24 protein-coding genes are annotated in these 20607 nt (G+C 56.0%); 13 read left to right on the plus strand and 11 right to left on the minus strand.

Annotation, left to right across the window (positions count from 1 at the left end; all coding sequences use genetic code 11):
- Positions 1-77: 77 nt before the first annotated feature.
- Positions 78-521 carry a YybH family protein gene (locus AABA21_RS34330; RefSeq protein ID WP_338257211.1) on the minus strand — a complete coding sequence of 148 codons (444 nt, stop codon included), beginning with the start codon at positions 519-521 and terminating at the stop codon, positions 78-80.
- Between the two features lie 311 nt (positions 522-832).
- Between AABA21_RS34330 and AABA21_RS34335 the strand changes: the two genes are divergently transcribed.
- Both AABA21_RS34335 and AABA21_RS34340 read left to right on the plus strand, forming a co-directional pair.
- On the plus strand, positions 833-1276 hold the full coding sequence (locus AABA21_RS34335) for an SRPBCC family protein (protein ID WP_338257213.1): 444 nt from the start codon (positions 833-835) through the stop codon (positions 1274-1276).
- Positions 1277-1432: 156 nt separating this feature from the next.
- Positions 1433-2260 carry a M55 family metallopeptidase gene (locus tag AABA21_RS34340; protein ID WP_338257214.1) on the plus strand — a complete coding sequence of 276 codons (828 nt, stop codon included), beginning with the start codon at positions 1433-1435 and terminating at the stop codon, positions 2258-2260.
- An 18-nt stretch (positions 2261-2278) separates the two neighbouring features.
- Here AABA21_RS34340 and AABA21_RS34345 read toward each other — a convergent pair whose 3' ends face one another.
- A complete protein-coding gene (locus AABA21_RS34345; RefSeq protein WP_338257215.1) occupies positions 2279-3505 on the minus strand; it encodes an MFS transporter in 1227 nt (408 codons plus the stop codon).
- A gap of 568 nt (positions 3506-4073) precedes the next feature.
- Between AABA21_RS34345 and AABA21_RS34350 the strand changes: the two genes are divergently transcribed.
- Positions 4074-4973, plus strand: coding sequence for a LysR family transcriptional regulator (locus AABA21_RS34350; RefSeq protein WP_338257216.1), 900 nt, complete (start codon positions 4074-4076; stop codon positions 4971-4973).
- 90 nt (positions 4974-5063) lie between these two features.
- A complete protein-coding gene (locus AABA21_RS34355; RefSeq protein WP_338257217.1) occupies positions 5064-5753 on the plus strand; it encodes a DinB family protein in 690 nt (229 codons plus the stop codon).
- A gap of 119 nt (positions 5754-5872) precedes the next feature.
- On the opposite strand, the gene AABA21_RS34360 is transcribed toward AABA21_RS34355, so the two are convergent.
- The 7 genes from AABA21_RS34360 to xylB form a co-directional block, all read right to left on the minus strand.
- Positions 5873-6682 carry an ABC transporter permease gene (locus AABA21_RS34360; RefSeq protein ID WP_338257218.1) on the minus strand — a complete coding sequence of 270 codons (810 nt, stop codon included), beginning with the start codon at positions 6680-6682 and terminating at the stop codon, positions 5873-5875.
- Complete coding sequence (locus AABA21_RS34365; protein WP_338257219.1) at positions 6663-7529, minus strand: ABC transporter ATP-binding protein; 867 nt, start codon at positions 7527-7529, stop codon at positions 6663-6665. Before AABA21_RS34365 ends, AABA21_RS34360 begins: the two co-directional genes overlap by 20 nt.
- Positions 7530-7544: 15 nt before the next feature.
- Positions 7545-8621, minus strand: a complete 1077-nt coding sequence (locus AABA21_RS34370) for an ABC transporter substrate-binding protein (RefSeq protein WP_338257220.1) — start codon at positions 8619-8621, stop codon at positions 7545-7547.
- A 370-nt stretch (positions 8622-8991) separates the two neighbouring features.
- Complete coding sequence (locus AABA21_RS34375) at positions 8992-9441, minus strand: hypothetical protein (RefSeq protein ID WP_338257221.1); 450 nt, start codon at positions 9439-9441, stop codon at positions 8992-8994.
- A gap of 155 nt (positions 9442-9596) precedes the next feature.
- Positions 9597-11870, minus strand: a complete 2274-nt coding sequence (locus AABA21_RS34380; protein ID WP_338257222.1) for an ATP-dependent helicase — start codon at positions 11868-11870, stop codon at positions 9597-9599.
- Positions 11871-12056: 186 nt separating this feature from the next.
- The gene (locus AABA21_RS34385) at positions 12057-12425 is read right to left on the minus strand and encodes a hypothetical protein (protein WP_338257223.1); all 369 of its coding nucleotides are present in this window, start codon (positions 12423-12425) and stop codon (positions 12057-12059) included.
- Positions 12426-12537: 112 nt separating this feature from the next.
- The gene (gene xylB, locus AABA21_RS34390) at positions 12538-13980 is read right to left on the minus strand and encodes a xylulokinase (protein ID WP_338257224.1); all 1443 of its coding nucleotides are present in this window, start codon (positions 13978-13980) and stop codon (positions 12538-12540) included.
- A 354-nt stretch (positions 13981-14334) separates the two neighbouring features.
- Between xylB and AABA21_RS34395 the strand changes: the two genes are divergently transcribed.
- The 4 genes from AABA21_RS34395 (at position 14335) to AABA21_RS34405 (ending at position 16519) form a co-directional block, all read left to right on the plus strand.
- Complete coding sequence (locus tag AABA21_RS34395; protein ID WP_338257226.1) at positions 14335-14676, plus strand: carboxymuconolactone decarboxylase family protein; 342 nt, start codon at positions 14335-14337, stop codon at positions 14674-14676.
- A gap of 38 nt (positions 14677-14714) precedes the next feature.
- Entirely contained in the window at positions 14715-14876 is a 162-nt protein-coding gene (locus AABA21_RS39615) for a hypothetical protein (RefSeq protein WP_420917183.1), read from the plus strand.
- Positions 14877-14933: 57 nt separating this feature from the next.
- Positions 14934-15218 carry a carboxymuconolactone decarboxylase family protein gene (locus AABA21_RS39620; protein ID WP_420917184.1) on the plus strand — a complete coding sequence of 95 codons (285 nt, stop codon included), beginning with the start codon at positions 14934-14936 and terminating at the stop codon, positions 15216-15218.
- 245 nt (positions 15219-15463) lie between these two features.
- Positions 15464-16519 carry a GNAT family N-acetyltransferase gene (locus AABA21_RS34405; RefSeq protein WP_338257229.1) on the plus strand — a complete coding sequence of 352 codons (1056 nt, stop codon included), beginning with the start codon at positions 15464-15466 and terminating at the stop codon, positions 16517-16519.
- A gap of 7 nt (positions 16520-16526) precedes the next feature.
- Here AABA21_RS34405 and AABA21_RS34410 read toward each other — a convergent pair whose 3' ends face one another.
- Positions 16527-16982 carry a hypothetical protein gene (locus tag AABA21_RS34410; RefSeq protein ID WP_338257231.1) on the minus strand — a complete coding sequence of 152 codons (456 nt, stop codon included), beginning with the start codon at positions 16980-16982 and terminating at the stop codon, positions 16527-16529.
- Between the two features lie 257 nt (positions 16983-17239).
- Between AABA21_RS34410 and AABA21_RS34415 the strand changes: the two genes are divergently transcribed.
- From AABA21_RS34415 to AABA21_RS34435, 5 genes are all read left to right on the plus strand, one after another.
- Entirely contained in the window at positions 17240-17737 is a 498-nt protein-coding gene (locus AABA21_RS34415) for a DUF1269 domain-containing protein (RefSeq protein WP_338257232.1), read from the plus strand.
- Between the two features lie 330 nt (positions 17738-18067).
- Positions 18068-18694 (plus strand): hypothetical protein, encoded by a 627-nt coding sequence (locus AABA21_RS34420; RefSeq protein WP_338257233.1) that lies wholly within the window; start codon positions 18068-18070, stop codon positions 18692-18694.
- Positions 18694-19083 carry a transcriptional regulator gene (locus tag AABA21_RS34425; protein WP_338257234.1) on the plus strand — a complete coding sequence of 130 codons (390 nt, stop codon included), beginning with the start codon at positions 18694-18696 and terminating at the stop codon, positions 19081-19083. Before AABA21_RS34420 ends, AABA21_RS34425 begins: the two co-directional genes overlap by 1 nt.
- A gap of 2 nt (positions 19084-19085) precedes the next feature.
- Positions 19086-19964 carry a CPBP family intramembrane glutamic endopeptidase gene (locus tag AABA21_RS34430; RefSeq protein ID WP_338257236.1) on the plus strand — a complete coding sequence of 293 codons (879 nt, stop codon included), beginning with the start codon at positions 19086-19088 and terminating at the stop codon, positions 19962-19964.
- Between the two features lie 86 nt (positions 19965-20050).
- A complete protein-coding gene (locus AABA21_RS34435) occupies positions 20051-20392 on the plus strand; it encodes a hypothetical protein (RefSeq protein ID WP_338257237.1) in 342 nt (113 codons plus the stop codon).
- Here AABA21_RS34435 and AABA21_RS34440 read toward each other — a convergent pair.
- Positions 20371-20535 (minus strand): hypothetical protein, encoded by a 165-nt coding sequence (locus AABA21_RS34440; protein ID WP_338257238.1) that lies wholly within the window; start codon positions 20533-20535, stop codon positions 20371-20373. The genes AABA21_RS34435 and AABA21_RS34440 overlap by 22 nt on opposite strands.
- Between the last annotated feature and the right edge of the window lie 72 nt (positions 20536-20607).

A 20607-nucleotide genomic window follows, 5' to 3' on the forward strand; every position in this document is an offset into this window, starting at 1 on the left:
GTGCCCGGCTTGCCCGGACCTGCCGCGCAGCGGCCTCGTTCCCCGGCGCGCACGGTTCCCCAAAGATGTTATCTCCTCTAATCTCTCATTGACTGATGTTGCTCTGCTTCGGATTCGGAGAGCAACGGGTCGGCATGGCGGTGAATGAGTTTCCAGCTATCTCCTTCACGACGGAATAGTTCGGTTATGCGCGGCTTGAAAGGGACTGGCTCTGGTCTGCCGCGCAGATGAGCTGTGGCGCGCTGGAAACCGACCCAATAGGCCAGGCTATCGCTCGCCGCCATATGCAGGATCTCAAGTTGCCCTTCGCTACCGCTCTCGAAACTCGTGGCATCACGTTCGTATTGTGACCAGACAGCTTCAGCCCCCTGGTAATAATCACCCGATGGCCTGAAGAAGGTGGCTGGGGAATGGCGAGCGGTGATCTCACCGAGTGGAGTGGTATCGCCATTAATATAGGCGAGTGCGGCCTCGCTACGCTGCTTCATAAATTGCTCAAAGTCGTGCTGATCGTTGTACATTATCTTTCTCCTCAGTAATCGTTTCATCACTTATCTATGGGAGAGTATAGCAAGAGAATGGCGACAACCTTATGTCATAATTCCGCGTGGTGACGAGCAATTTTTCAAGCCTCTTGCTGAACAAGCGTGCGTAACTCTTCTGGATCACATATCTCGTCGTCAGTGCCGAGGCTCAATAAGTCCCTCCGAGGCTGTTTCAATCGGGAACAAATAACCGCGAGTAAAGGACCGGATTTTTCCTGAATTCATGATAGATTGAAGGTGTTCACGATAATAGTTCTACATGCTTTATTATAAGGAGAGGGAAATCAATGAGTACTCGCACGACAACTTCAAAAATTACGATCAATGCTCCATCTGACCGAGTATGGGCGGCGCTTACCCGGCCGGAACTGGTGAAGCAGTGGCAGTATGGCACCGATCTCATTACCGACTGGCACATAGGGAGCCCGATCATCTTCCGCAATGAGTGGGAGGGCAAGGTCTTTGAGCAAAAGGGGACGGTTCTTGAGATCGAGCCAGCCCGCCTGGTGACGTACAGTCTGTTCTTTCCCCATCCAGGCATGGAGGATAAGCCGGAAAACTATTTCACCATGACCTATACATTAGATGAGGTTGATGGCCAGACGACATTGACTATCATTCAAGAAGATCCTCACCAGCAGGAGTTGCAGGAACAGACCGAGTCACAACAGGCGGCTGAAGAAAGTGAGAACAGCATCCTGGTAACCCTGAAAAAGTTGGCGGAAGGATAACTGCCTACACTAAGTCTATATAGGAATAATTGCATGCCTGGACTTTATGTTGAGCGTGAATATTTAGCAGGTATCGCCTTTATGTTTACTAGATGCTACAATTGAGGATATAGTTCACATGTGTTGCATATTATTTTTGCGAGGGTACCGAGCACTATGAAGCTATTTCTTTCTACGGATTTTGAAGGGACCAGCGGGATTGTAGCCTGGGAGCAGATCATCGAGGGCAATGCTGAATACGAGCAGGGGCGACGCCTGTTGACCAATGAGGTGAACGCAGTGATCGCGGGCGCCCAGGAGGCTGGTGCGTCCAGTTTTGTGGTCAATGATGCCCACCACGCCATGCGCAACCTTCATCCCCAGGATCTGCGGGGACGCGCCACGCTGATCACCGGCAAGCACAAGCCTATGTATATGATGGAGGGCCTCGACGAGAGCTTTGATGGCATCTGTTTTGTCAGCTATCATGGTTCGATCGGCGCCGAGCACGCCATCCTTTCGCATACCTACAATCCCGGCGCCATCTGGGAGGTGCGCATCAATGGCGAGATCGTCGGCGAGTCCGGAATCAACGCGCTGGTAGCCGCCCATTACCAGGTCCCAATCATCTTTGTCAGCGGTGATGAGGCCACCGCCAGCGAAGCCGCTACCATCGCGCCGCAGGCCGAGAAGATCATCGTCAAGCATTCGCTGGGCCGCTTCGCCGCCTCCCATCTGCATCCTGATGTTGCCTGCGAGATGCTGCAGGCGGGCGCCAGGAGCGCCGTCGAGCAGCTCTCGGCCATGCAGCTACCCGGCTTCACGCTGCCCGTGACGTTGGAGATCACTTTCCTGGTCGCCGACATGGCTGAGATGGCCTGCTGGATCCGTGGCGTCGAGCGCACCGCGTCGCGCACCGTCAAAGTAGTCAGCAGCAACCTGCTGGATCTCTACCGCACCTTCGTCACCATCGTTACGCTGACCCGCTCCTTGGTCGATCGCTAGAGGCACTGCCAGTTGGGTTCACCTGGTTATACGCACGGCTTGAGTGGGAAGTTGCCGCTCAAGCCAGAGTGTCGTCAGGCCTGAAATGGTGACCATGATTGCCAGAATCAGCCACGGCAATGCGGCGGTGACTGCATACGAAGCTGTAAAGAGGACCGGTACAAGCGCATTTGCGACTCCCCACGAAAACTCATATGTTGCCAGGTATCGCCCACGTCGGTTTGGCCCGCCCAGTTCTGCAACCAGGGCGCTTGCCGTGGGACTATATATCAACGAGGCCAATGTATGCAGAATCACAACCAATAGAAGGTAGGGAAAAAGCAGGAAGCCAGGTATACATAATGCCAGCACAAAGAGGCTGCATGAGACACACCAGGTCAGAGCGGCCATCGCCAATGCCCGGGTGCGACGATGCGGCTCTAGAACGCGTACCGTGAATGTCTGGCAACTGATTGTCAGTAGTGAGCTAGAGATCAGTAATGGACCTAGTATCCATGCGGGGGCGTGGAGGGCCTGGAAAAGGTAGATGGGAAGCGCCGTTCCTAGCATCAGGGCACATAAAGGAAAGGCGGTATTGCTGATCACGAAGATGAGAAATACACGATCTTTCAAAATGGTTTCTGCTCTTGCCGGCTTCATTTTTTCAGCGTTCTTATATCCAGGATCTGGTAGGCGTAACAAGAGGCTACCAGCCGTTAGATAACATAGTGCGCTGCATGTTATCAGGAGACGATAGATTGCTGGATCTTTCGTTGCCAGAACAAGGCCTACGAGGAAACCCCCCATCGCTATCCCCACGCTGCGGATGGCTCCTGAGAGGCCATACCATCGATCTCGTTGCGCCGGGGCAGCGATTTCGACGATGAGCACCGTTTGCGCGGCGTAAAACATTCTGGATCCGCCTGTAACCAATAAGGCCATTGTGAAAAGGCTGGGAATGGTATGAACGAAGAGGTAGCCAGACAAACCAATACATTGGATGAACTGGCTGCCAGCCACGATGTTGCGCGCCCCCAATCGATCCACGAGACTTCCTGTGAGCAAGGTCAACGGAAGTGTGCAGATAGTCGCGATGGTCAGGGTTAGGCCAATAGCTGGTAAAGAAAAGCCGGTGGCAATTTGAAAATAGAGGATGGAGAGAGGAAGATACATCCCTGATCCAAGCGCCTCGATAATCAAAACAAGCAGGAAGCCATACGTCCCTTGCGTTTCCGGAATACCAAGTCGCGTTTTCCATCGATCCATGTTTTCTCTCCTGAAAAACAAAAAAGGGGAGCAGGCGGCGTACCCTTGTAGGGTCGCTCGCCTGCTCCCTTCTCTAAATAAAAAAGTTGCTTTGCGAGTGTCTTTACTAACCTGGCTGTGCAGTATCCTTGCTGACCATGCGGTTTTTACAAGCAGAGAGGTAAGGGGAGGGACAATGCTTGTCGTATGGACATCGCACGAGATACTGAATTCTATTGTATTAATATGATAACATTTCAGGCGTGGAATCGTCTACCATCTGCTTCTATTTAAATAGCGTAAAAGCGCATACACTATACAATAATGGTATATTGTTTTCATGAAGTGCCAATTTGAGGAGAAAGAGGAAGATGGCGCTTGATGAATTGCCGCAGTTATTGAATAGTGCAATGCAATTTCCATGAACACTGGATTCCCGGTGATTTTACACCGCTCTGCCTCAGCATTCCCTAGTACAAAAGCACCATAATACCAGGCAAATACCAATTTATTGTATTCTTTTAGTTATGATGCAGAGACAAGATGAGCGTTGTGTGTCGTCGGAGACATTAAAGATGGGATTGTCAGCATGAACCTGCAGAATCTACGTGTCTTCTTGAAGGTTGCGGAGCTTGAGCATATTACGCGGGCCGCGGAGGAGTTGCATCTGACGCAGCCAGCCGTAACCAAGATCATTCAGAGCCTGGAACAGGAAGCCCACCTGGATCTGGTGGAGCGCCAGGGTCGCCGCATCGTGCTGACCCATGCCGGGCGCGTGCTGCAGTCCTATGCGCGCCAGATGTTCTCGCTTGAGCGCGAGATGGATGATGCGCTGGCCGCCCTGCGCGATGTCCATCGGGGCGAGATCAAGCTGGCGGCCAACACGACGGCGGGCGTCTATCTGTTGCCATCGATTGTGGCGCGCTTTCGCGCGCTCTATCCGCAGATTGCGCTGAATATTTCTATTTTAAATTCACAGGAGATCATTGATCATATCCTGGATTGGTCGCTGGACTTCGGTATCGTTGAGGGCGAGGTGGAGCATCTGCCCGAGAGCCTGAATGTGCGCTTCTTTACACGCGATACTCTGATCCTGGTGGCCCCTCCCAATCACCCCTGGCGCGGTCGCGACCGGGTGAGCGCGGCTGGACTGGGGGACCATGCGCTGTTGGTGCGTGAACCCGGTAGCGGTGTGCGTGATATGCTGGAACGCGAGCTGACCTGCCGCGATATCGTTCTCAAGCCGCTGTTAACCCTGACCGATAATGAAGCGATCAAGCAGATGGTGATGAATGGCGTGGGAGCGGCGGTGGTCTCGTTTCTGACGGTGCAACGCGAGCTGGCCAGCGGCGACCTGGTGCAGATCCCTCTGGCGGATATGGAATTGCGGCCTGAATTGAGTTTTATCCAGCGGCCAGAGAAGCAGCTCTCGCGTGCGGCCCAGGCCTTTTTCTCGTTCCTGTTTCCCTTGAGTGCCAGTCCATCCTGAGGTTGGCGCTCAACAATTGACTTTTGATTGTATGTGTAGGTATCATGGCTATCTTGCAGCCACCATCCTACGATAGGAGCACGAATATTTATGGAATTTTATGCACTGATTGAAGAGTGGCCTGGAGAGTGTATTATCTCTTTCCGTATGTTGCCCGGCTGTTTTTCGAAAGCATCCGCTCCCCAGCAAGCCATTCAGCAGGCTCCACAGGTGGTTGCTGATTATCTGCGCTGGCTCAAGAAGAACGATATCTTCTTTTTTGAGGATGAGATCACCTCGGTGAATGTGATGCCTAAAGAGTACCTGCGTGGTGTTAAGGCCGGGGTGCTTTTCGAGGCCGATCGGCCAGCTCCTACCGATCAGGAAATTGATAATGCTTTGAACGTGGCGGCCACCGCGCGGGCGCAGCTGATTGATCTCTACGATTCCGCTCCCCTTGAGCAGCGGGGCGTTACGCTCGCCCCTGGCACGTGGTCGTTAACACAGCAACTGCAACATGCCATGCGCATGGAATCGTACTATCTCGCCTGCTTAAACGAGCAACTGCCGCCACCACCACCTCCCGTCGAGGAAGCTGACCTGCTCAAGGCTTTCATGGAGAATGCAATGGATTACGAGATGTTGTTGCGCCAGCTGACAACCGAGCAGCGTGCGCGTGTCTACGCCCACAATGGGGAAGAGTGGACGGCGGCCAAGGTGCTGCGGCGCATGACGCAGCATCTGCGCGAACACTGTCCGGCCATGCAGGAGCTGGCGCGCCAGCTTAGCTCTCATGCGTAGCTGGCCTGGGGGCGCTGACACCCCCAATCTTTTTAATTAAATAAAGAGTGTTGTGTGAAAAATGCGCTTAAACCGTGCATCTGCACGGTTTAAGCGCATTTTTCACACAACACTCCCTACTACCGCGCCAGTCCCCAGCGCTTGCGCACCATGCGTTCGAAGGGACCAAAGATCAGGCTGTCGATGGCGACGCCGAGGATGATAATGACGAGCATGATGGCGAAGAGCTGGCCGACATCCCCGAAATCGCGTCCGCTTTCGAGCAGGGCGCCAAGGCTGACAGTGGTGTAGAGCAGTTCGGCCGCCATCAGTGAACGCCAGGCGAAGGTCCAGCCTTGCTTGAGCCCGGTCAGGATCGATGGGAGGGCGGCGGGCAGGATGACCTGCGTGGCGAGGGCGAAACCGTGCGATCCCATGTTGCGCGCCGCCTTCAGATAGACCGGTGGGGTGTTTTTGATGCCCGCGTCCACGCCCAGGGTGATCGAGAAGAGCGCGCCCATGATGACGACGAAGATCATCGCCTGCTCGTGCAGACCGAACCAGAGCAGAGCCAGTGGGATCCAGCATACACTGGGGAGCGCCTGCAGACCTAGCACCAGCGAGCCCAGCGTCTCTTCGATGTAGCGGTTGCTACTGATCAGCAGTCCCAGGATCAGTCCCAGTGCCAGCGAGAGGCCATAGCCCAGCGCCAACCGGCGCAGACTGACCAGGATGGCGGTCAGCAGGGAGCCGTCCTGCGCCAGTCCCTTCAGGCTGTCCAGGACGGTCAGAGGTCCCGGAAAGAGATAGTCCTTCCAGATGTGGGAGACCGCTAGCCCCTGCCAGAGCAGCAGGAGCAGGGCGAAGAAGGCCAGCTGCCTCAGCAGCTTGCCGAGCCACTTAAGATTGGCGCTGCGCTTTTTGTCGACACTAATGGATGAGGCTGCCAAATTCGTCCTCCTGTTCTTGCTTCTGCATCTCGCCTCGCAGGACCTCCAGGATCTCGGCGGCCTTATCGACCAGCTGGTAATCTTCCAGGCTGCGTGGCCGTGGCAGGTCGATGGGGAAGTCGCGGATAATGCGCCCTGGGCGCGGCGCGAAGACGATGACTCGATCCCCCAACGCGACCGCCTCGCGCACGTTGTGCGTGACGAACAGGACCGTCTTGCGGGTCTCGTGCCAGATGGTTTCGACCTGAGAGTGGAGCTTGTCGCGCGTGAAGGCGTCCAGGGCGCCAAAGGGCTCGTCCATCAACAGGATCTCGGGATCGATGGCCAGCGCGCGGGCAATGGCGGCTCGCTGGCGCATGCCGCCGGAGAGCTGGTGTGGATAGCTATGCTCAAATCCGCTGAGACCGACCATATTGAGATAGTGCTGGCCGACCTCCGCGCGCTGCTTGCGGGGCATGCGTGCCTGGCGCAGTCCAAACTCGACATTCTGCTGCACATTGAGCCAGGGAAAGAGGGCCGCCTCCTGGAAGAGCAGGATGCGATCGGTGCCGGTTCCCCGAATCTCTTTCTCGTTGGCGAAAATGGTCCCGCTGCTTGCCTGCTCAAGGCCCGCGATAATATTCAGCAAAGTGGACTTGCCGCAGCCGCTGGGTCCTAGAAAGCAGACGAACTCGCCCGGCTGTATGGCAAGATCAACAGGGCGCAGCGCCTCCACCATCCGTTCGCCGTCCACGAACGTCTTGCTCACACCTGCGATGCGTAATGAATTGCCACCAGCTAGTGGGGACATCTCATCCCCACTGCTAGCTGCAATAGAACTTCGTATATGGACTGTTGATTGGCTCATGCGGTCTTGATCTCCTTATGAGGCTGTAACTTTCTGTAGTCCCTTGCTGCTGAGTACGTTGTTCAATGGATCGAGAGAGAAGATCCCGGTGAGATCAGGTTTGCTATGGCCCAGGAATCCCAGGGCATAGGCGTTGTCCGCTGACTTAAACAGGGTCGAGGCCAGCGGATCGTAGGTGATGTCAAGCCGCTTGAACGAGCCGTCAAGCGCCGAGTTGGACAGGGCCTTGCCGGTTAGCTTCTTCAACTGCTCGTTGGCGGTCTTTTCAGCTTCGGGTAGATTGCTGTTGATGTATTGCACCGTCTCCACGTGGGCCTGCAGGAACTTCTGGACGATGTCGGGATGCTGGTCCAGGAAGTCTTTGCGCACGACGACCAGGGTGGTGATGAATTTGTTGTTGGGCCATGTGCTGCGCTCGTCGACAAAGATGGTTCCCTGCGCCTCGTTGACCAGGCGCGAGGCCCATGGCTCAGGGACCCAGGCGCCGTCGATCTGCCCCTGCTTGAACTCGTTGAGGATGTTGGCGTTGTCGGTAGGTAGGATCTGCACGTCCCCACCATCATCCGTCGACTTCAGGTGGTTGACCTGCAGATAGTGGCGCAGCGCGATATCCTGCGTGCCACCCTTCTGTGGCGTCGCCAGCTTCTTGTTGTGGAGGTCCTGCGCGGTCTTAATGTTGGCGCCCGGACGCACGATGAATGACGCGCCACCGCTCGATGCTCCGGCGACGATGCGCAGGGCGTCGCCATGGGTCTTAACATAGGTATTGATGGCGGGATTGGGTCCGACGTAGCCGATATCGATGTCGCCCGCGCTCAACGCCTCCATCTCGGCGGGGCCGGCGTTAAAGGTCTTGGATGCGTCCAGCGTATTGTTGCCGAGCGCCTTCGCGAACGTCCCGCGTGCTACCCCGACCAGGGCAACGGCATGCGTGATGTTGGGAAAGTACCCCAGGTGTACAGTCACAGGCGAGCTTCCCCCGCCATTCGATGAGCCCGCCGCGCTGCTGTCACCCCCACAGGCCGCCAGGGCCAGTGACAGGAGTACCAGAAACGCCAGTATGCGCGGGAAGCGCTGAGATGATGCCTTCATAAAAAACACCGCTCCTTTATCCCTATTCGGAGTAGTCATATGAATAGTTGCCAATACCGAGCTTGATTGCTAAATGTAACAAAGCTTACATTTGTGGGCATCATTGGTCACAAACATCAATAAATCTGAAACCACTGTTACGCTATTAATGAGAGCTTACATAAGTTCAAATCAGAAGTCAATTGTTTTTGTTGATTTTCTTGATGAAGTTAGTCATCAATAGGAACTTTAACCATGAGCGCTATCTTTCCCATGTATCTTTTACTCATAAAAAATGGTTATTGTTTTGATATGCCGTGGTTATGGATACATGCGTAGGTGCCGGGCTTGCCCCGGCTTTGCTAGTAGGTGCCGGGCTTGCCCCGGCTTGCTAGTAGTGGGCGTGGATCTTGCGGATGGGACAGCCTAGCATAGGCTGTATGATGGGTTGCAAGTGCTCCGCCAGGCCGCGTTCGGGCGCGCGAATCTCGATCACAAAGCGGGCGAATCCCACTGGCCACATATAGCGCAGATTGTTGAGTGACGCTACAGTGGCGCAGCAAGGCATCGTGACGTTGAGGTTGTGAAAATGGCTGCTGGTATACGCGTGGTCCATCATCGCGCTCCACCACCCGCACGAGACCGTCACTTCACATGCCGGACACTGGATGAGTTCCAGATTATTGCCAGCATCGATAAATTCAATTTCTTCACTTATCTTGACCTGAATTTCCTTCTCTGGTAGGAAAGAGGCGAGCAGGCTTTTTACCTGGTATTGAGCAACCGGAGATGGGATATATTGTGGATCAATCGGGATCAAACGCAGAAAATTCTCAGACATCTTTTTTTCCTCCCCACATCTACTTTTCTGTCAAAGACAACATCCCAATATTATTTGTGATAGCTCCCGCACGCGCGTCCGCTACGCGGCCGCCTGTGCGGGGGCGCTTATGTGCCCCCGTAAGCGTGTATAAGGCCGCCTGCCGCCGGGAGCGGCTAGAACAGCGTCGGCGTTTCCACCAGCGGACTGAGTTTGCGCGGCGTACCATCATGCTTAAAGAGATAGGGATTGAGCTCACCATCTTCGTTGGTGGGGGTGAGCCCCGCTTCATCGATAAAGCGAGAGGCGACGGCGTCGGTGCCGCGATAGCGCAGTAGCGAGCTTAGAAAGAGCTGCTTTTGTGCGCGCGTAAACGCTACATAGGCCAGGCGCCGCTCCTCGGCTATGCCGGTGATTGAGATCGGCCCATCCTCGGCCATGGTGTATGAGCGGCGGTGTGGAAAGATCCCCTCGGTCATGCCCATCACGAAGACCACCGGGCTTTCCAGTCCTTTTGATTTGTGGATCGTCATCAGGCTGACACAGTCGCGTTTATTTTTGTTGTTGTCCTCGGCCTGCTCTTTGAGCCGGGCCATAGCCTGCAGGAAGTGGCGGATCGTATGGTGCTTCTGCGCGATCTGGATCAGCTCTTCCAACTCGTCGTAGCGGGCTTCGAGCTTGACCTCTTCGTGATGCGTTGGCGCCTCAGCCTCCTCCTCGCTGTTCTCGTGGTGCTTGCTGTCGTAGTGGCGCAGATGAACATCGTAGGCGAACTGGCGAATATTCTTGATGGCCTCGGCTGGATTGTTATTAGACTTTGACCACAGGCGCTTGATCAGCCCCACCAGGTCCTTGACGCCCAGCTGGTGCTCTTTGGCGATAGTATAGGCGTGCTCCTCGCAGTACTGCAGCAGGGGACGCCCGCTGGCATGGGCGGCCAGGGTGCCGTAGAAGGTGGCGTTAAAGCGGTGCGAGGTCTTGCCGGTGCTGGCGAAGAATTCGCGCGACGGAATGTTGGCCACGACGCGAAAGGCCGTATTCTGCTCGCCAGAATGGACCGGCGTGAAGACGTCGTCCCAGCGCTGTGGATTAGGCGTGTTGCGTGCGGCCAGAAAGTCCTGCTGCACGCGGACGCCATCGATCAGAGCCAGATACGCCAGGATGTCGCGCGTGGTCTTACGCTTGAAGAAGGATGAGCCACCGGCCGCGCGGTAGGGGATGCGCTTGCGCGCCAGGGCGATCTCCAGCGAGGCCAGGTGGTGGTTGGTACGCGAGAGCACAAAGATATCTTTATACGACAGCGCCTCCTGGTGCTTCTTCCAGGTGCGCTGCAGGCGATCGATGCGCTCGGCGATCCCTTCGGCCTCCATCTCCTGGTCCTCGTAGGCCGTTACCCAGACGGGGGCGCCATCGGGCTGCGTTGAGCGCAGTATCTTCTCGAAGCCTGGCGTGATGTCGTTGTGGCTGATCAGCTTGTTGGCGGCCTCCAGGATCTGTGGCGTCGAACGATAGTTGTGCTCGATGTGATAGATCTTCCCCTTTGGATACATGGTCTTGAACGAGAGAATCGAGGCCTCGGGACTGGCCCCGCGAAACTGGTAGATGGCCTGGTCGGGATCTCCCACCACCACCACGTTCTGCTTTGGCGCGGCCAGGTATTGGATCAGCTTATACTGCGAGGGATTGGTGTCTTGCGTCTCGTCTACCTGCAGGTAGTGGTAGCGGCCCTGCCAGGACTTGCGGTACTTGGGGCTGCCCTCCAGCAGGTTGAGCGGGATATAGATCAGGTCCGAGAGGTCGTAGAGCTTCTCTTTCTTTTTGGTCTGCTCGTAATTGATGAAGAACTCCTGATAGCGGGCGGCCAGCTCGACATCGATGCTCATATCTTTGCGAAAGAAGTCGATGGAGCCGTCAGGCTGAACCATGGCTTCTTTGGCGCGATCGACGGCGGCCAGCGCGTCGGTGATCTCAACATCCCAGTTCATGCCCCGGCTGCGATTGCTGCGCCAGGGCCGGATAATATCTTCAGCCAGCCACTGGCGTGGATCGCCACTGATCAGCTTCTGGTTTAACTGTTGCGGTGTCAGTTCAAGCTTCTCGCGCAGCATCTGGTGTCCCAGACCGTGGAAGGTCACCACGCGCAGTGGCTTGATCTCTTTCAGCGTCATGCCGCGGGCGCGCAGCGCTTTGGAGGCGCGCTTCTCCATCTCATCGGCGGCGGCACGCGTGAATGTGACACAGAGAATAGACTCAGGTGTGACCCCCTCATCTGCCACCAACCGGACCAGACGCTGTACAAGAATCGACGTTTTGCCGGTCCCTGCCGCCGCAATAAAGGCTGCGGGCCCATCGGTATGGGCGATTGCGGCCGCTTGCTGGTGGTTGGCGCTGAACGACGGTGTGGCGCTTATTCGTGTTTTTGTCTTTGGTCTTGTTGCCTGAGAGGACATTCAACAACTCACTTCTCTAAGTAATTTTTTTATGATTTTGCCGAAAAGTTTCGATTTGTACTATAGCAGGTTCAATCGTCGAGAACAAGCGAATGCCCTTTTTGGCTGTACATTTGTTCTTATTGCTGTGGGCGCTGCTGCCGTACCTATCTCCACTATCTTTATTATTCACACGTTGCACGCCAATCAGGAAATTTCTAGCAGGTTTCCTTTGGAACTGATATACGCCGGCAGATAGTCGCCGCGCCGATGATGTGCCAGTCCTTTTCTGGGGCCGCTTGAGAGGGTGTATGTCTCCCCGGTGGCGACATCCTTACACTCGGCGATAATCTCATAGTACCACCTTGGTCCGCCCCCCCACAGCAGGGACCCCCTGCCTGCTGCCGCGAAAAAACCATTGCTGTCTGGTGGCTCTTGCCACGAACGGATCTGCACGATCTGGGCCATTAGCTGCGTTCCGCTCTGCCGGATACGCTGGCGCTCACTCCATCTGGCCAACGTGAGCAAGGCACAGCCTATGCTGATCAACGCCGCCAGCAGTATTAATGGCATCATACCTTTTGTCCTTTGTGCTATTTTTGCATCAGCTAAACAAGATCCATCTATCATAGGCCTATCTGTATCTACGTGTGTTGTGAGATCCAGTTCCAATTCTTTTTTTCAGTATTTAGAGATTGGTCAGGGCGTGCTTGAGAAACTGCTGGTAGCTTTCCTGGTAGGCGCGTGCTTGTTCCTGTTGGGGAATGATGCTGGTCTCGATGCCGGGGGCAACTGCTGCCGTAGCCTGGGCGTCCGGCCAGTGTCCTGCGGCTATGCCTGCCAGCAGGGCGGCGCCACGCGCCGAGGCCGAGCTGGTGTCGACCAGCTGCAGTTCTCGGTTAAGGATGTCGGCCAGCATCTGGCGCCAGGCGGGATGGACGCTGCCGCCGCCAGCCAGGCGCAGGCCGTCTCCCTCCCGCGCGCCCGGCAGCGCTTCCAGCGCCAGGCGTACGCCAAAGGCCACGCCTTCGAGGGCGGCGTGCAGCAGGTGGGGACGCTTGTGGTGCAGGCGCAGATGCAGGAAGGCGCCGCCGTGATGGTTCGCCGGCTGATGAGGCCTCTCCCTGGTAAGATCGGGCAGGAAGATCAGCCCCTCAGATCCCGGTGGTACGCTCTCCGCGCTGGCATAGGTCTCGTCCCAGCTGGCATTGAGCGTCTGCCTGACCCAGTCCAGGACCAGCCCGGCGTTCTGGACGGCCGCCATGCTATACCAGTTGGCCCCATCGGCCGCCCGGTAGAGGTGGGTGCGCAGGCTCTCGTCGGACTGGAAGCGGTTGCGCAACTGGATGATCTGCGCGCCCGTGCCAAGGGTGAGCTGAACGACACCGGGTGATAGCAGACCGGTTCCCAGGGCCGCGGCGGCCGTATCGGCGGCTCCGGTGGCGATCGGTAGCCCGGCTGGCAGTCCAAGCTCGCCTGCCGCCTGTTGCGTCAGGACGCCTGCCTGCGTGGCCGCAGGAATAATCGCAGGAAAGAGCTCGCGCCTTAATCCGAGGCTCGCGATCACCTCTTCATCCCAGCGATTGTGGGCCACATCATAGAGCAGGGTGCCCGAGGCGTCGCTGGGATCGGCGGCCGCCTGCCCGGTCAGCTGCCAGCGCAGCCAGTCTTTGGGCTGCAGGGCCCAGCGTGCCGCCTGGTAGCTTGCGCCTTCGTGCCGGGCCAGCCAGCACAGCAGCGGTCCCGCCATACCCGGCAACAGCGGATTGGCCAGGCGACGGCTGGTATCGCCGCCGAGCTGAAAATAGCGGTAGAGCTCATCTTCGGCCCGCGTATCCGCCCACAGCATGGCGGCCCGTACCGGCCGTCCCTGCTGATCGGTGGGCACCACACCATGCATCTGACCCGACAGGCCCAGAGCCCGGATGTTGGCCTGTGGAACCTGCTCGCGTACCTCGCGCACCGCCTCAACCGTGGCCCGCCACCAATCAGCCGGATCGCTCTCCGCCCATCCGCTGTGAGGGGAGCGCACCTCGTAATCCCTCTTGCTGGTACCCAGCGTCTGCCCCTGCTCATCCAGAACGAGCGCCTTTACCGAACTCGTCCCCAGATCGATGCCTAAAAATGCCATAGCTCTACCTCCTCCTCTTCAAGAAAACGTGCCGCCTGCTTTTTCGCCCAAACATGTGGCCGTCCCCGTAGGTGCGCCCCTTGCGGGAGCTTGCCGCGAAGCGGCCCCGTGCCCGGGCGTACACATTTCACCAACGATACCATCTCGCTTATCAAAGATGTGCCAGAGTGGTACGTTGAAAGTATTGGGACTCTCTGCGATGTTTTGTAGATTTCCTCTATCGATCAATTATAATATAGTTATGCATATCAGAAACTAAAAACATCGAATACATAACAATATGTTTTCTGAGTTACCCCGGTCATTATAAATGGCCTCTATCTTATGTATACATTCGCGAAAGGAAGAAGCGGAATGAATGATCGGCATGCACCCCAGATGGGGGCGATGCTCTATGCGGTAGCCAGCCAACCGGGTGCGACCACCCCGGCGCTGCGCGAGCAGGTGCGCGCCTACGCCGAGCGTCTGAGTCTGGATGCTTCGTCCGATGCCGGGGATGTGCCGCCAGAGCTTGTCGCCTATGTGCGTAAGGTCGCCTTGCATGCCTACAAGGTGCTGGATGAGGATATCCAGTCTCTGAGGCAAGGCGGCTATTCTGAGGATGCGCTATTTGAGATTACGCTGAGCGTGGCTATGGGGACCGCCCGGGCGCGCCTTGAATGTGGCTTGCACGCTCTGATGGAGGCTATCGAATGAGATTGCACCATCTTGACACATGCTTGCAGGGCGAGAACGTGTCAGACATTCAACGTGTGCTCACCTACCGATCAGAGTTTTTCGGCGTGCCCATGTCTATGCTCACCCAGGAGGTGCTGCGTGGCCCCTCCGATTGGCTGGTGGGTGAGCGCGAGCTCTTCGCCGCCTTTACCTCCTCGCTCAATCGCTGTCCCTTCTGACTTGGCTCCCACGGCGCAGTTGCGTCGACGGCCCTGGATGCTGAACTGGTAAACGCGGTGATCGCGGATTGGCGCACCGCCCCCATCAACGAGAAGCTGCGAGCTATGCTGGGCTTCCTGGAAAAATACACCCTGCGACCGTCCGAGATCGTCCCCGCAGACATGCAGCACCTGCTGGCGATTGGTATCAGCGAGCAGGCTATCCAGGATGCGCTCTATGCCAGCGCTATCTTCCAGATTATGAATCGCCTGGCCGATAGCTTTGGGGTGGACGTTCCCCCACCCGAAGTATTCGCCAGCGGCGCAGCGCGTCGGCTTGAGCGCGGTTACTACAGCTCTTGAACCATCGCCGCCGTACATCCAGTTCGCAAAGTAGCCTTCTACCTGCACCATATCCGCAGGTAGGAGGCTACTTTGCGAATAAGAAGATATATCTACCACCATGCGATAGATAGTTGGTGGAAAATATGTCTATTAGTCATACTTCCTGTTATTGTATTTTATATGTCGTGCAAAATGTGTATAATAGTGGAAACGAGTAAAGCACTTATTTTATAAGATCATAATTTTTGGTAGGAGAATATTGTATGTATGGCCAGCACATAGCGGTAGTGCCTGTAAGTGATGAGCACATACCCGCGATTGTGGAGCTTGTGCGTGCGCAGGAGCGTCGCTGGTACAGCCTGGACCCCCGACTACGTGATGTGCGCTCGACTGAACAGGTGGTAGAGATGCTCCAGCTGCACCGGAGCCAGGAGCTGCCGCCTGTGGTTGCCCTGGATGAGCAAGGTCGGCTCTGCGGATATGTTCATCCGAAGATCTGGCAACTGCATCCCAAAGACGGGCTGAGAGCCTTTTTTACGGCGCGCAATGGGCTGGCAAAGTCGCTGACGCTGCCCGATCCGGCTGATCCCAACGCTTTTCGTGTGGCGAGCGCCCTTTTTGCTACGCTGTCGCGGCTGTGGAGTGAGCAGCAGGTATACGGCGAGATGATACGCTGGCCCTGTTGCGATCCCTGGCTCTCATCGCTGGTGCGCAAGCAAGGTTTCCTGCTTGATAGCGAGCTGGCCTATCAGGCAGCCCCGCTCGCGCTGGAGTCCCGCACTTTCCCTGAAGATATTCATGCTCGCCTGGCTCGTCCCGAGGATGAGGAGGCGCTGGTCGCTTTATTTACTGAGGAACTTCTTTTTCATGAGCCCTATACACCGTTTGTGCGCATGAGCTCTTCTGTGGAGCGTGCCTTCCGAGATCGCCTGGATCTCCTGTGGTCGGGAAAGAGCGTTGAGGAGGGGGCGCCACTGGTCGTGGTGATCGAGCGGGATGCACAGATAGTGGCAATGTCTGAATGTGATCTATATATAATTGAGTCCGAGGACGATGGAGAGCCATATTTTATACGCCGTGGCCGGTATGGTCATATAAACAATATGGGGGTGCAGCAGGCCTTTCGCGGTCAGGGTGTTGGTCGCCTGCTGGTCCAGGCCAGCTTTGAAGGGCTCGCGCATCTGCGCTTAGGTGGCTATCTTTTATGGTTCAATCCCGCCAATCCGCTCTCCAGCCAGTTCTGGCCGCGTATGGGATTCAGTCCACTCTGGCGTACCTATCAGCGCCATTATTCTGAGCGCGGCGGGGTGCTATTCTGATGAGGCGCTACGCCTCCTTCTGCACGAGCTGTAGCTTGCTGTGATCGTCCTCCTGGACGATGGTCAGCCTGGCGAAGTCGGCATGTGAGGATGGCGCGTTGGCGTGCTGGATGCCGCCATAGATCGTTTCGCTGCCACGCAGGATGCGGTGCAGACTACAACTGCATGTGGGATCCTGCGCGGCGGGGCACGCCTCCAGCAGCCGGCGAATCGTCTGCATGCTTGTCAGGTCCAGCACATACCACCAGTACATGTCCCAGTCTTCATCTTCCCAGTAGTTCCAACAATCATGCGAGTATTTCTGGAGTATGCCGCTGCCACACTGCTGGCAGGCCAGCAAGAGCGTGCTGGCATAGGCGAAATTATGCCCGCTTGCTTCATGGGGGATGCCCGCGTCCCTGACATGCATCAAGAGCTCTAGCCCGCTGGCCTGGCAGGCCAGGCATGAAGTGATCGCTGCCATCTGCTCGCGTTTCCTCTCTTTGCGCTAGCTAACCACCCCTGTTGCACCTGTATATGTGCATAAACATGCATCTGTATACTAGACAACGAAATGTTGCTGAATTTAAAATCGCTCTGCGCATTGTTCGGCTGTAACAAATCAGAAATTCAAGACGTTGAAGCAATGTACGTAGTCGCCTGTGTCCTTTTTTGTCTCTCATCCTTGTCTATGAGCAGCCCACGCCGGGCCAGCTACATACTAATAAGGAGCTTTTTCTAATGAGCCATCTGTTTGTTCTTGAGTTTAACGACGAGGCATCTGCCCAGCAAGTCGTAGATACGTTAAAGCAGTTACAGCAGCAGCAACTGATCAAGCTTGATGATGCCGCTATCTATACTAAGGAGCCTAATGGCAAGCCCCGGATTCGACAACTGCATAACCTGGTGGGCGCGGGCGCGATGGGCGGCGGCTTCTGGGGTATGCTGGTTGGCCTGTTATTCCTGTCGCCCCTGCTGGGGGCCGCGATCGGAGCTGGCGCGGGTGCTCTGGCCGGAAAATTCACGGATATCGGGATCGACGATAAGTTTATCAAGGAGATTGGAGATACCGTTCAGCCGGGCCAGAGCGCCCTTTTCTTGCTGACCAGCAATGCGGTCGCCGATAAAGTGGTGCCCGCGCTGAAGAATTTCCAATTCAAGCTGTTGCGTACCTCGCTCTCCAACGAGAACGAACAGAAGCTGCGCGACATGATCAGCTCTACCACCACAACCTCCTGACACCGCGTTTGGCCCTCTCCGGAAATGGTTGGGGATGAGCCTCACAGGCGCGGTGATGTTTTGAGCGCGCAAAGGCCGGGCTGACAGGAATATATGCATACTCCTGTCAGCCCGGCCTTTCAATTGATTCCTCATCCACCGGCATTGCATCAGCCATGCCATATCAGCCTCCAAGCCCAAAATAAATCACCATGGGCTCCCCCTCTTTTGAGGATACGAAAAGCTGTTTCCCCTTGACAATATGCATGTGATTCTGTATTCTATAAACAGGTTTATGACATAAACCTGTTTATGCGTGTTGAGAACGTTGCCCTGACCGAGGAGGTCGTGATGAAAGATACGCCTTTGCGCCGCACCGAGGAGGTGCAGCGGCTGACGCAGGAGTACGCCAGCTATTCTCAGAGCCGCAATGGACTGGGAAACGTGCTGGGTGGTGTGGTTGGCCTGATTATCGTGTTGCTCAACGGTCTGGTGGGGCCCGGCTTTTGGACCGCTGTCCTTACCATCGGACTTACCTTTGGCTGGCTCGTAGGGAAAGAGATTATCCGCCACCGCGTCTATCTCTCGCTGGGTATGGCGCGCGAGCTCTGGTCGCCACGGGAACGCAAGTATCATACCTGGTCGGTGCTCTTCGTGGCGTTGATCTCCATCGGCGTCTGCGTCGTGTTTATCCTGCTTGGCGGCCCGACGAAACCACAGGGATGGCTGTACCTGTTTTTCGTGGCGCTGATGCCGTGGATCTCCTGGCGCTATCTACGCACAAGCAACGAATTTGTGGTGGGCGTGTTTCTGCTCTGCGCCTGCGCTGTGACCAGCGCCGGTGGCTCTTATGGCCTCCTCGGTTGGTGGTGGGTGGGATTGGTCGCTCTGCTCATGGTGTATGCGGGTATTGTCGAGCACCGCAGGTATGGTCGGCTGGTCGCACAACTCCAGGCGCAACGAATGGTGGATGAGTAATGACCACAAAAGATGATTCCGAGTCCGTTGTCCCCTCATCTACTGATGACATCAACAATGATCTGCAGCGGGTGTTTGAGCTCGATCGCATTATCCATGAGCCCGCCCGGTTGGTTATTCTGGCGGCCCTGAGCAAGGCGGAGGAGGTCGATTTCAAGTTTCTGCAGATGGTGACGGGCCTGACGAAGGGAAACCTGAGCCGCCAGGCCACTAACCTGGAGGAGGCGGGCTACATCGAGATCCGCAAGTACTACCGGCATAAGGTGCCGGCGACCGATTACCGCATCACCGATACGGGAAGAAGGGCGTTCGCGCGATACTGGGATCAGATGGCGGCTTTGCAGCAGCGTTTTCATGATGAAGATAGCAATCACGAGAAGGAAGAATGAGCATGAGCGAGCAGATCATTACTCGGCAGTCGCGTCCCTTTTCATTGGTGGTGTACCTGTTGATTGTGTTCGGACTTTCGTGGCCGTTTCAGATCGCCAGCGTGGTCTGGGGAGGCGAGAATTTTGCCCTCGTCTATGCGCTCAATTGTACCGCTATGATTATGGTGACCGTCGGCACCTACATCGCCGGCCGCTACGTTTTTCGGGATGGCTTCGCGGGCTCCGGCTGGAGCTGGGGCTGGCCACGCTACTACCTGGCGGTGATCGGCCTGGCTCTGCTGCTCTGGGTGGTCCCGACCTGCGTTGACCTGGCCCTGAAGACGCTTAAGCTGCCAGCGTATATCACCCCGATGCAGATTATGTGGGTGTTTGTGCTACTCTTTGGTACGCTGATTCCAGGCTTTGGCGAGGAGTTTGGCTGGCGTGGCTACATGCTGCCCCGCCTGGCCCAACGCATGAGCGCCCGCAGAGCGGTCCTGCAGCATTCAGTTATCTGGTGGTTCTGGCATCTGCCCATCTTGGTAGGCAATGCGGTGGTGGTTAGCCTGGACAGTATGAAGTCTTCTACAGGTATATCCATAGCTCTCACCGTGCTTATGATTATTCTGTTGAGCGCTATTCCGACGATACTGCATGGTGTCGTTTTTGCTTACATCTGGACACGGTATCGCAGCCTCGCGGTTTCCAGTGTCTATCACGCCTCTTATGATGGCTTGCGTGATTCGCTGACGCTGACGATTGGCCTGGGTCCCGTGGCCTCACTGTGGGCCAATCTCGTTCTGATCGTTCTGGGCATAGTCCTGCTGTGGAAGGGAAACTGGACCAGCCTCACGGTCGGCGCCGCCTCCACCGAGGTTCCCGTACCCGCCGAGGTCGCGTAATATTCGGCATCTGCACTTTCCGCTTTGAACCGGCATAACGGTATCGTAATGCTGGGGAGTCGAACGGGTTTTGAAGGAGGTTGCAGATGCCTTTGATCATTCCATGTACCGAGCGCTTTGTGTATGCATTGGAGGGATTGAACCATACCGAGCGTTCCATCGTGGTCAGGAAGATACGCCTTTTTGTGACTAATCCCTATAGCAAATCTCTCAAAGTACACCGCTATATGGCCCTGGATAATGTATGGGAATTCTATGTCGATCGACGCATGCGCGTGCTCTTTGAACGGCTGGAGGGCCAACCCCACTTGAGCGATGTTGGCTTCCATGCTATTTTAGATAAAGCCTGCCGGTATCGTTATACACTATATACCCATGCATTGTATGTAGAAGAAAATAAGTATCATTACTCGACCAGGACTGAATAGGGACGATCTGTGCCGCGGTGGGACTGGTTACGGTTATTGGGTGCGTCCATGCTGGCATCTGTGTGCGTGCCGGCATGGACGTCTCGCTGTACAATAGGATTGCTGGCTGCTGGTGGGGGAATACAATGATGTTCTTTTTTCATAGTTTTTTTACTGTTGAGCATATACAATAGAGAGGTCTATTCGGTATATTCCATCAGATGTAGTTAAGGGGC

The sequence above is a fragment of the Dictyobacter halimunensis genome (genome assembly GCF_036245075.1).

Coding starts and splice junctions, on each gene's coding strand:
- AABA21_RS34330 (WP_338257211.1), bottom strand. CDS start 521: ATGTACAACGATCAGCACGACTTTGAGCAATTTATGAAGCAGCGTAGC.
- AABA21_RS34335 (WP_338257213.1), top strand. CDS start 833: ATGAGTACTCGCACGACAACTTCAAAAATTACGATCAATGCTCCATCT.
- AABA21_RS34340 (WP_338257214.1), top strand. CDS start 1,433: ATGAAGCTATTTCTTTCTACGGATTTTGAAGGGACCAGCGGGATTGTA.
- AABA21_RS34345 (WP_338257215.1), bottom strand. CDS start 3,505: ATGGATCGATGGAAAACGCGACTTGGTATTCCGGAAACGCAAGGGACG.
- AABA21_RS34350 (WP_338257216.1), top strand. CDS start 4,074: ATGAACCTGCAGAATCTACGTGTCTTCTTGAAGGTTGCGGAGCTTGAG.
- AABA21_RS34355 (WP_338257217.1), top strand. CDS start 5,064: ATGGAATTTTATGCACTGATTGAAGAGTGGCCTGGAGAGTGTATTATC.
- AABA21_RS34365 (WP_338257219.1), bottom strand. CDS start 7,529: ATGAGCCAATCAACAGTCCATATACGAAGTTCTATTGCAGCTAGCAGT.
- AABA21_RS34370 (WP_338257220.1), bottom strand. CDS start 8,621: ATGAAGGCATCATCTCAGCGCTTCCCGCGCATACTGGCGTTTCTGGTA.
- AABA21_RS34375 (WP_338257221.1), bottom strand. CDS start 9,441: ATGTCTGAGAATTTTCTGCGTTTGATCCCGATTGATCCACAATATATC.
- AABA21_RS34380 (WP_338257222.1), bottom strand. CDS start 11,870: ATGTCCTCTCAGGCAACAAGACCAAAGACAAAAACACGAATAAGCGCC.
- AABA21_RS34385 (WP_338257223.1), bottom strand. CDS start 12,425: ATGATGCCATTAATACTGCTGGCGGCGTTGATCAGCATAGGCTGTGCC.
- xylB (WP_338257224.1), bottom strand. CDS start 13,980: ATGGCATTTTTAGGCATCGATCTGGGGACGAGTTCGGTAAAGGCGCTC.
- AABA21_RS34395 (WP_338257226.1), top strand. CDS start 14,335: ATGAATGATCGGCATGCACCCCAGATGGGGGCGATGCTCTATGCGGTA.
- AABA21_RS34405 (WP_338257229.1), top strand. CDS start 15,464: ATGTATGGCCAGCACATAGCGGTAGTGCCTGTAAGTGATGAGCACATA.
- AABA21_RS34410 (WP_338257231.1), bottom strand. CDS start 16,982: ATGGCAGCGATCACTTCATGCCTGGCCTGCCAGGCCAGCGGGCTAGAG.
- AABA21_RS34415 (WP_338257232.1), top strand. CDS start 17,240: ATGAGCCATCTGTTTGTTCTTGAGTTTAACGACGAGGCATCTGCCCAG.
- AABA21_RS34420 (WP_338257233.1), top strand. CDS start 18,068: ATGAAAGATACGCCTTTGCGCCGCACCGAGGAGGTGCAGCGGCTGACG.
- AABA21_RS34425 (WP_338257234.1), top strand. CDS start 18,694: ATGACCACAAAAGATGATTCCGAGTCCGTTGTCCCCTCATCTACTGAT.
- AABA21_RS34430 (WP_338257236.1), top strand. CDS start 19,086: ATGAGCGAGCAGATCATTACTCGGCAGTCGCGTCCCTTTTCATTGGTG.
- AABA21_RS34435 (WP_338257237.1), top strand. CDS start 20,051: ATGCCTTTGATCATTCCATGTACCGAGCGCTTTGTGTATGCATTGGAG.
- AABA21_RS34440 (WP_338257238.1), bottom strand. CDS start 20,535: ATGAAAAAAGAACATCATTGTATTCCCCCACCAGCAGCCAGCAATCCT.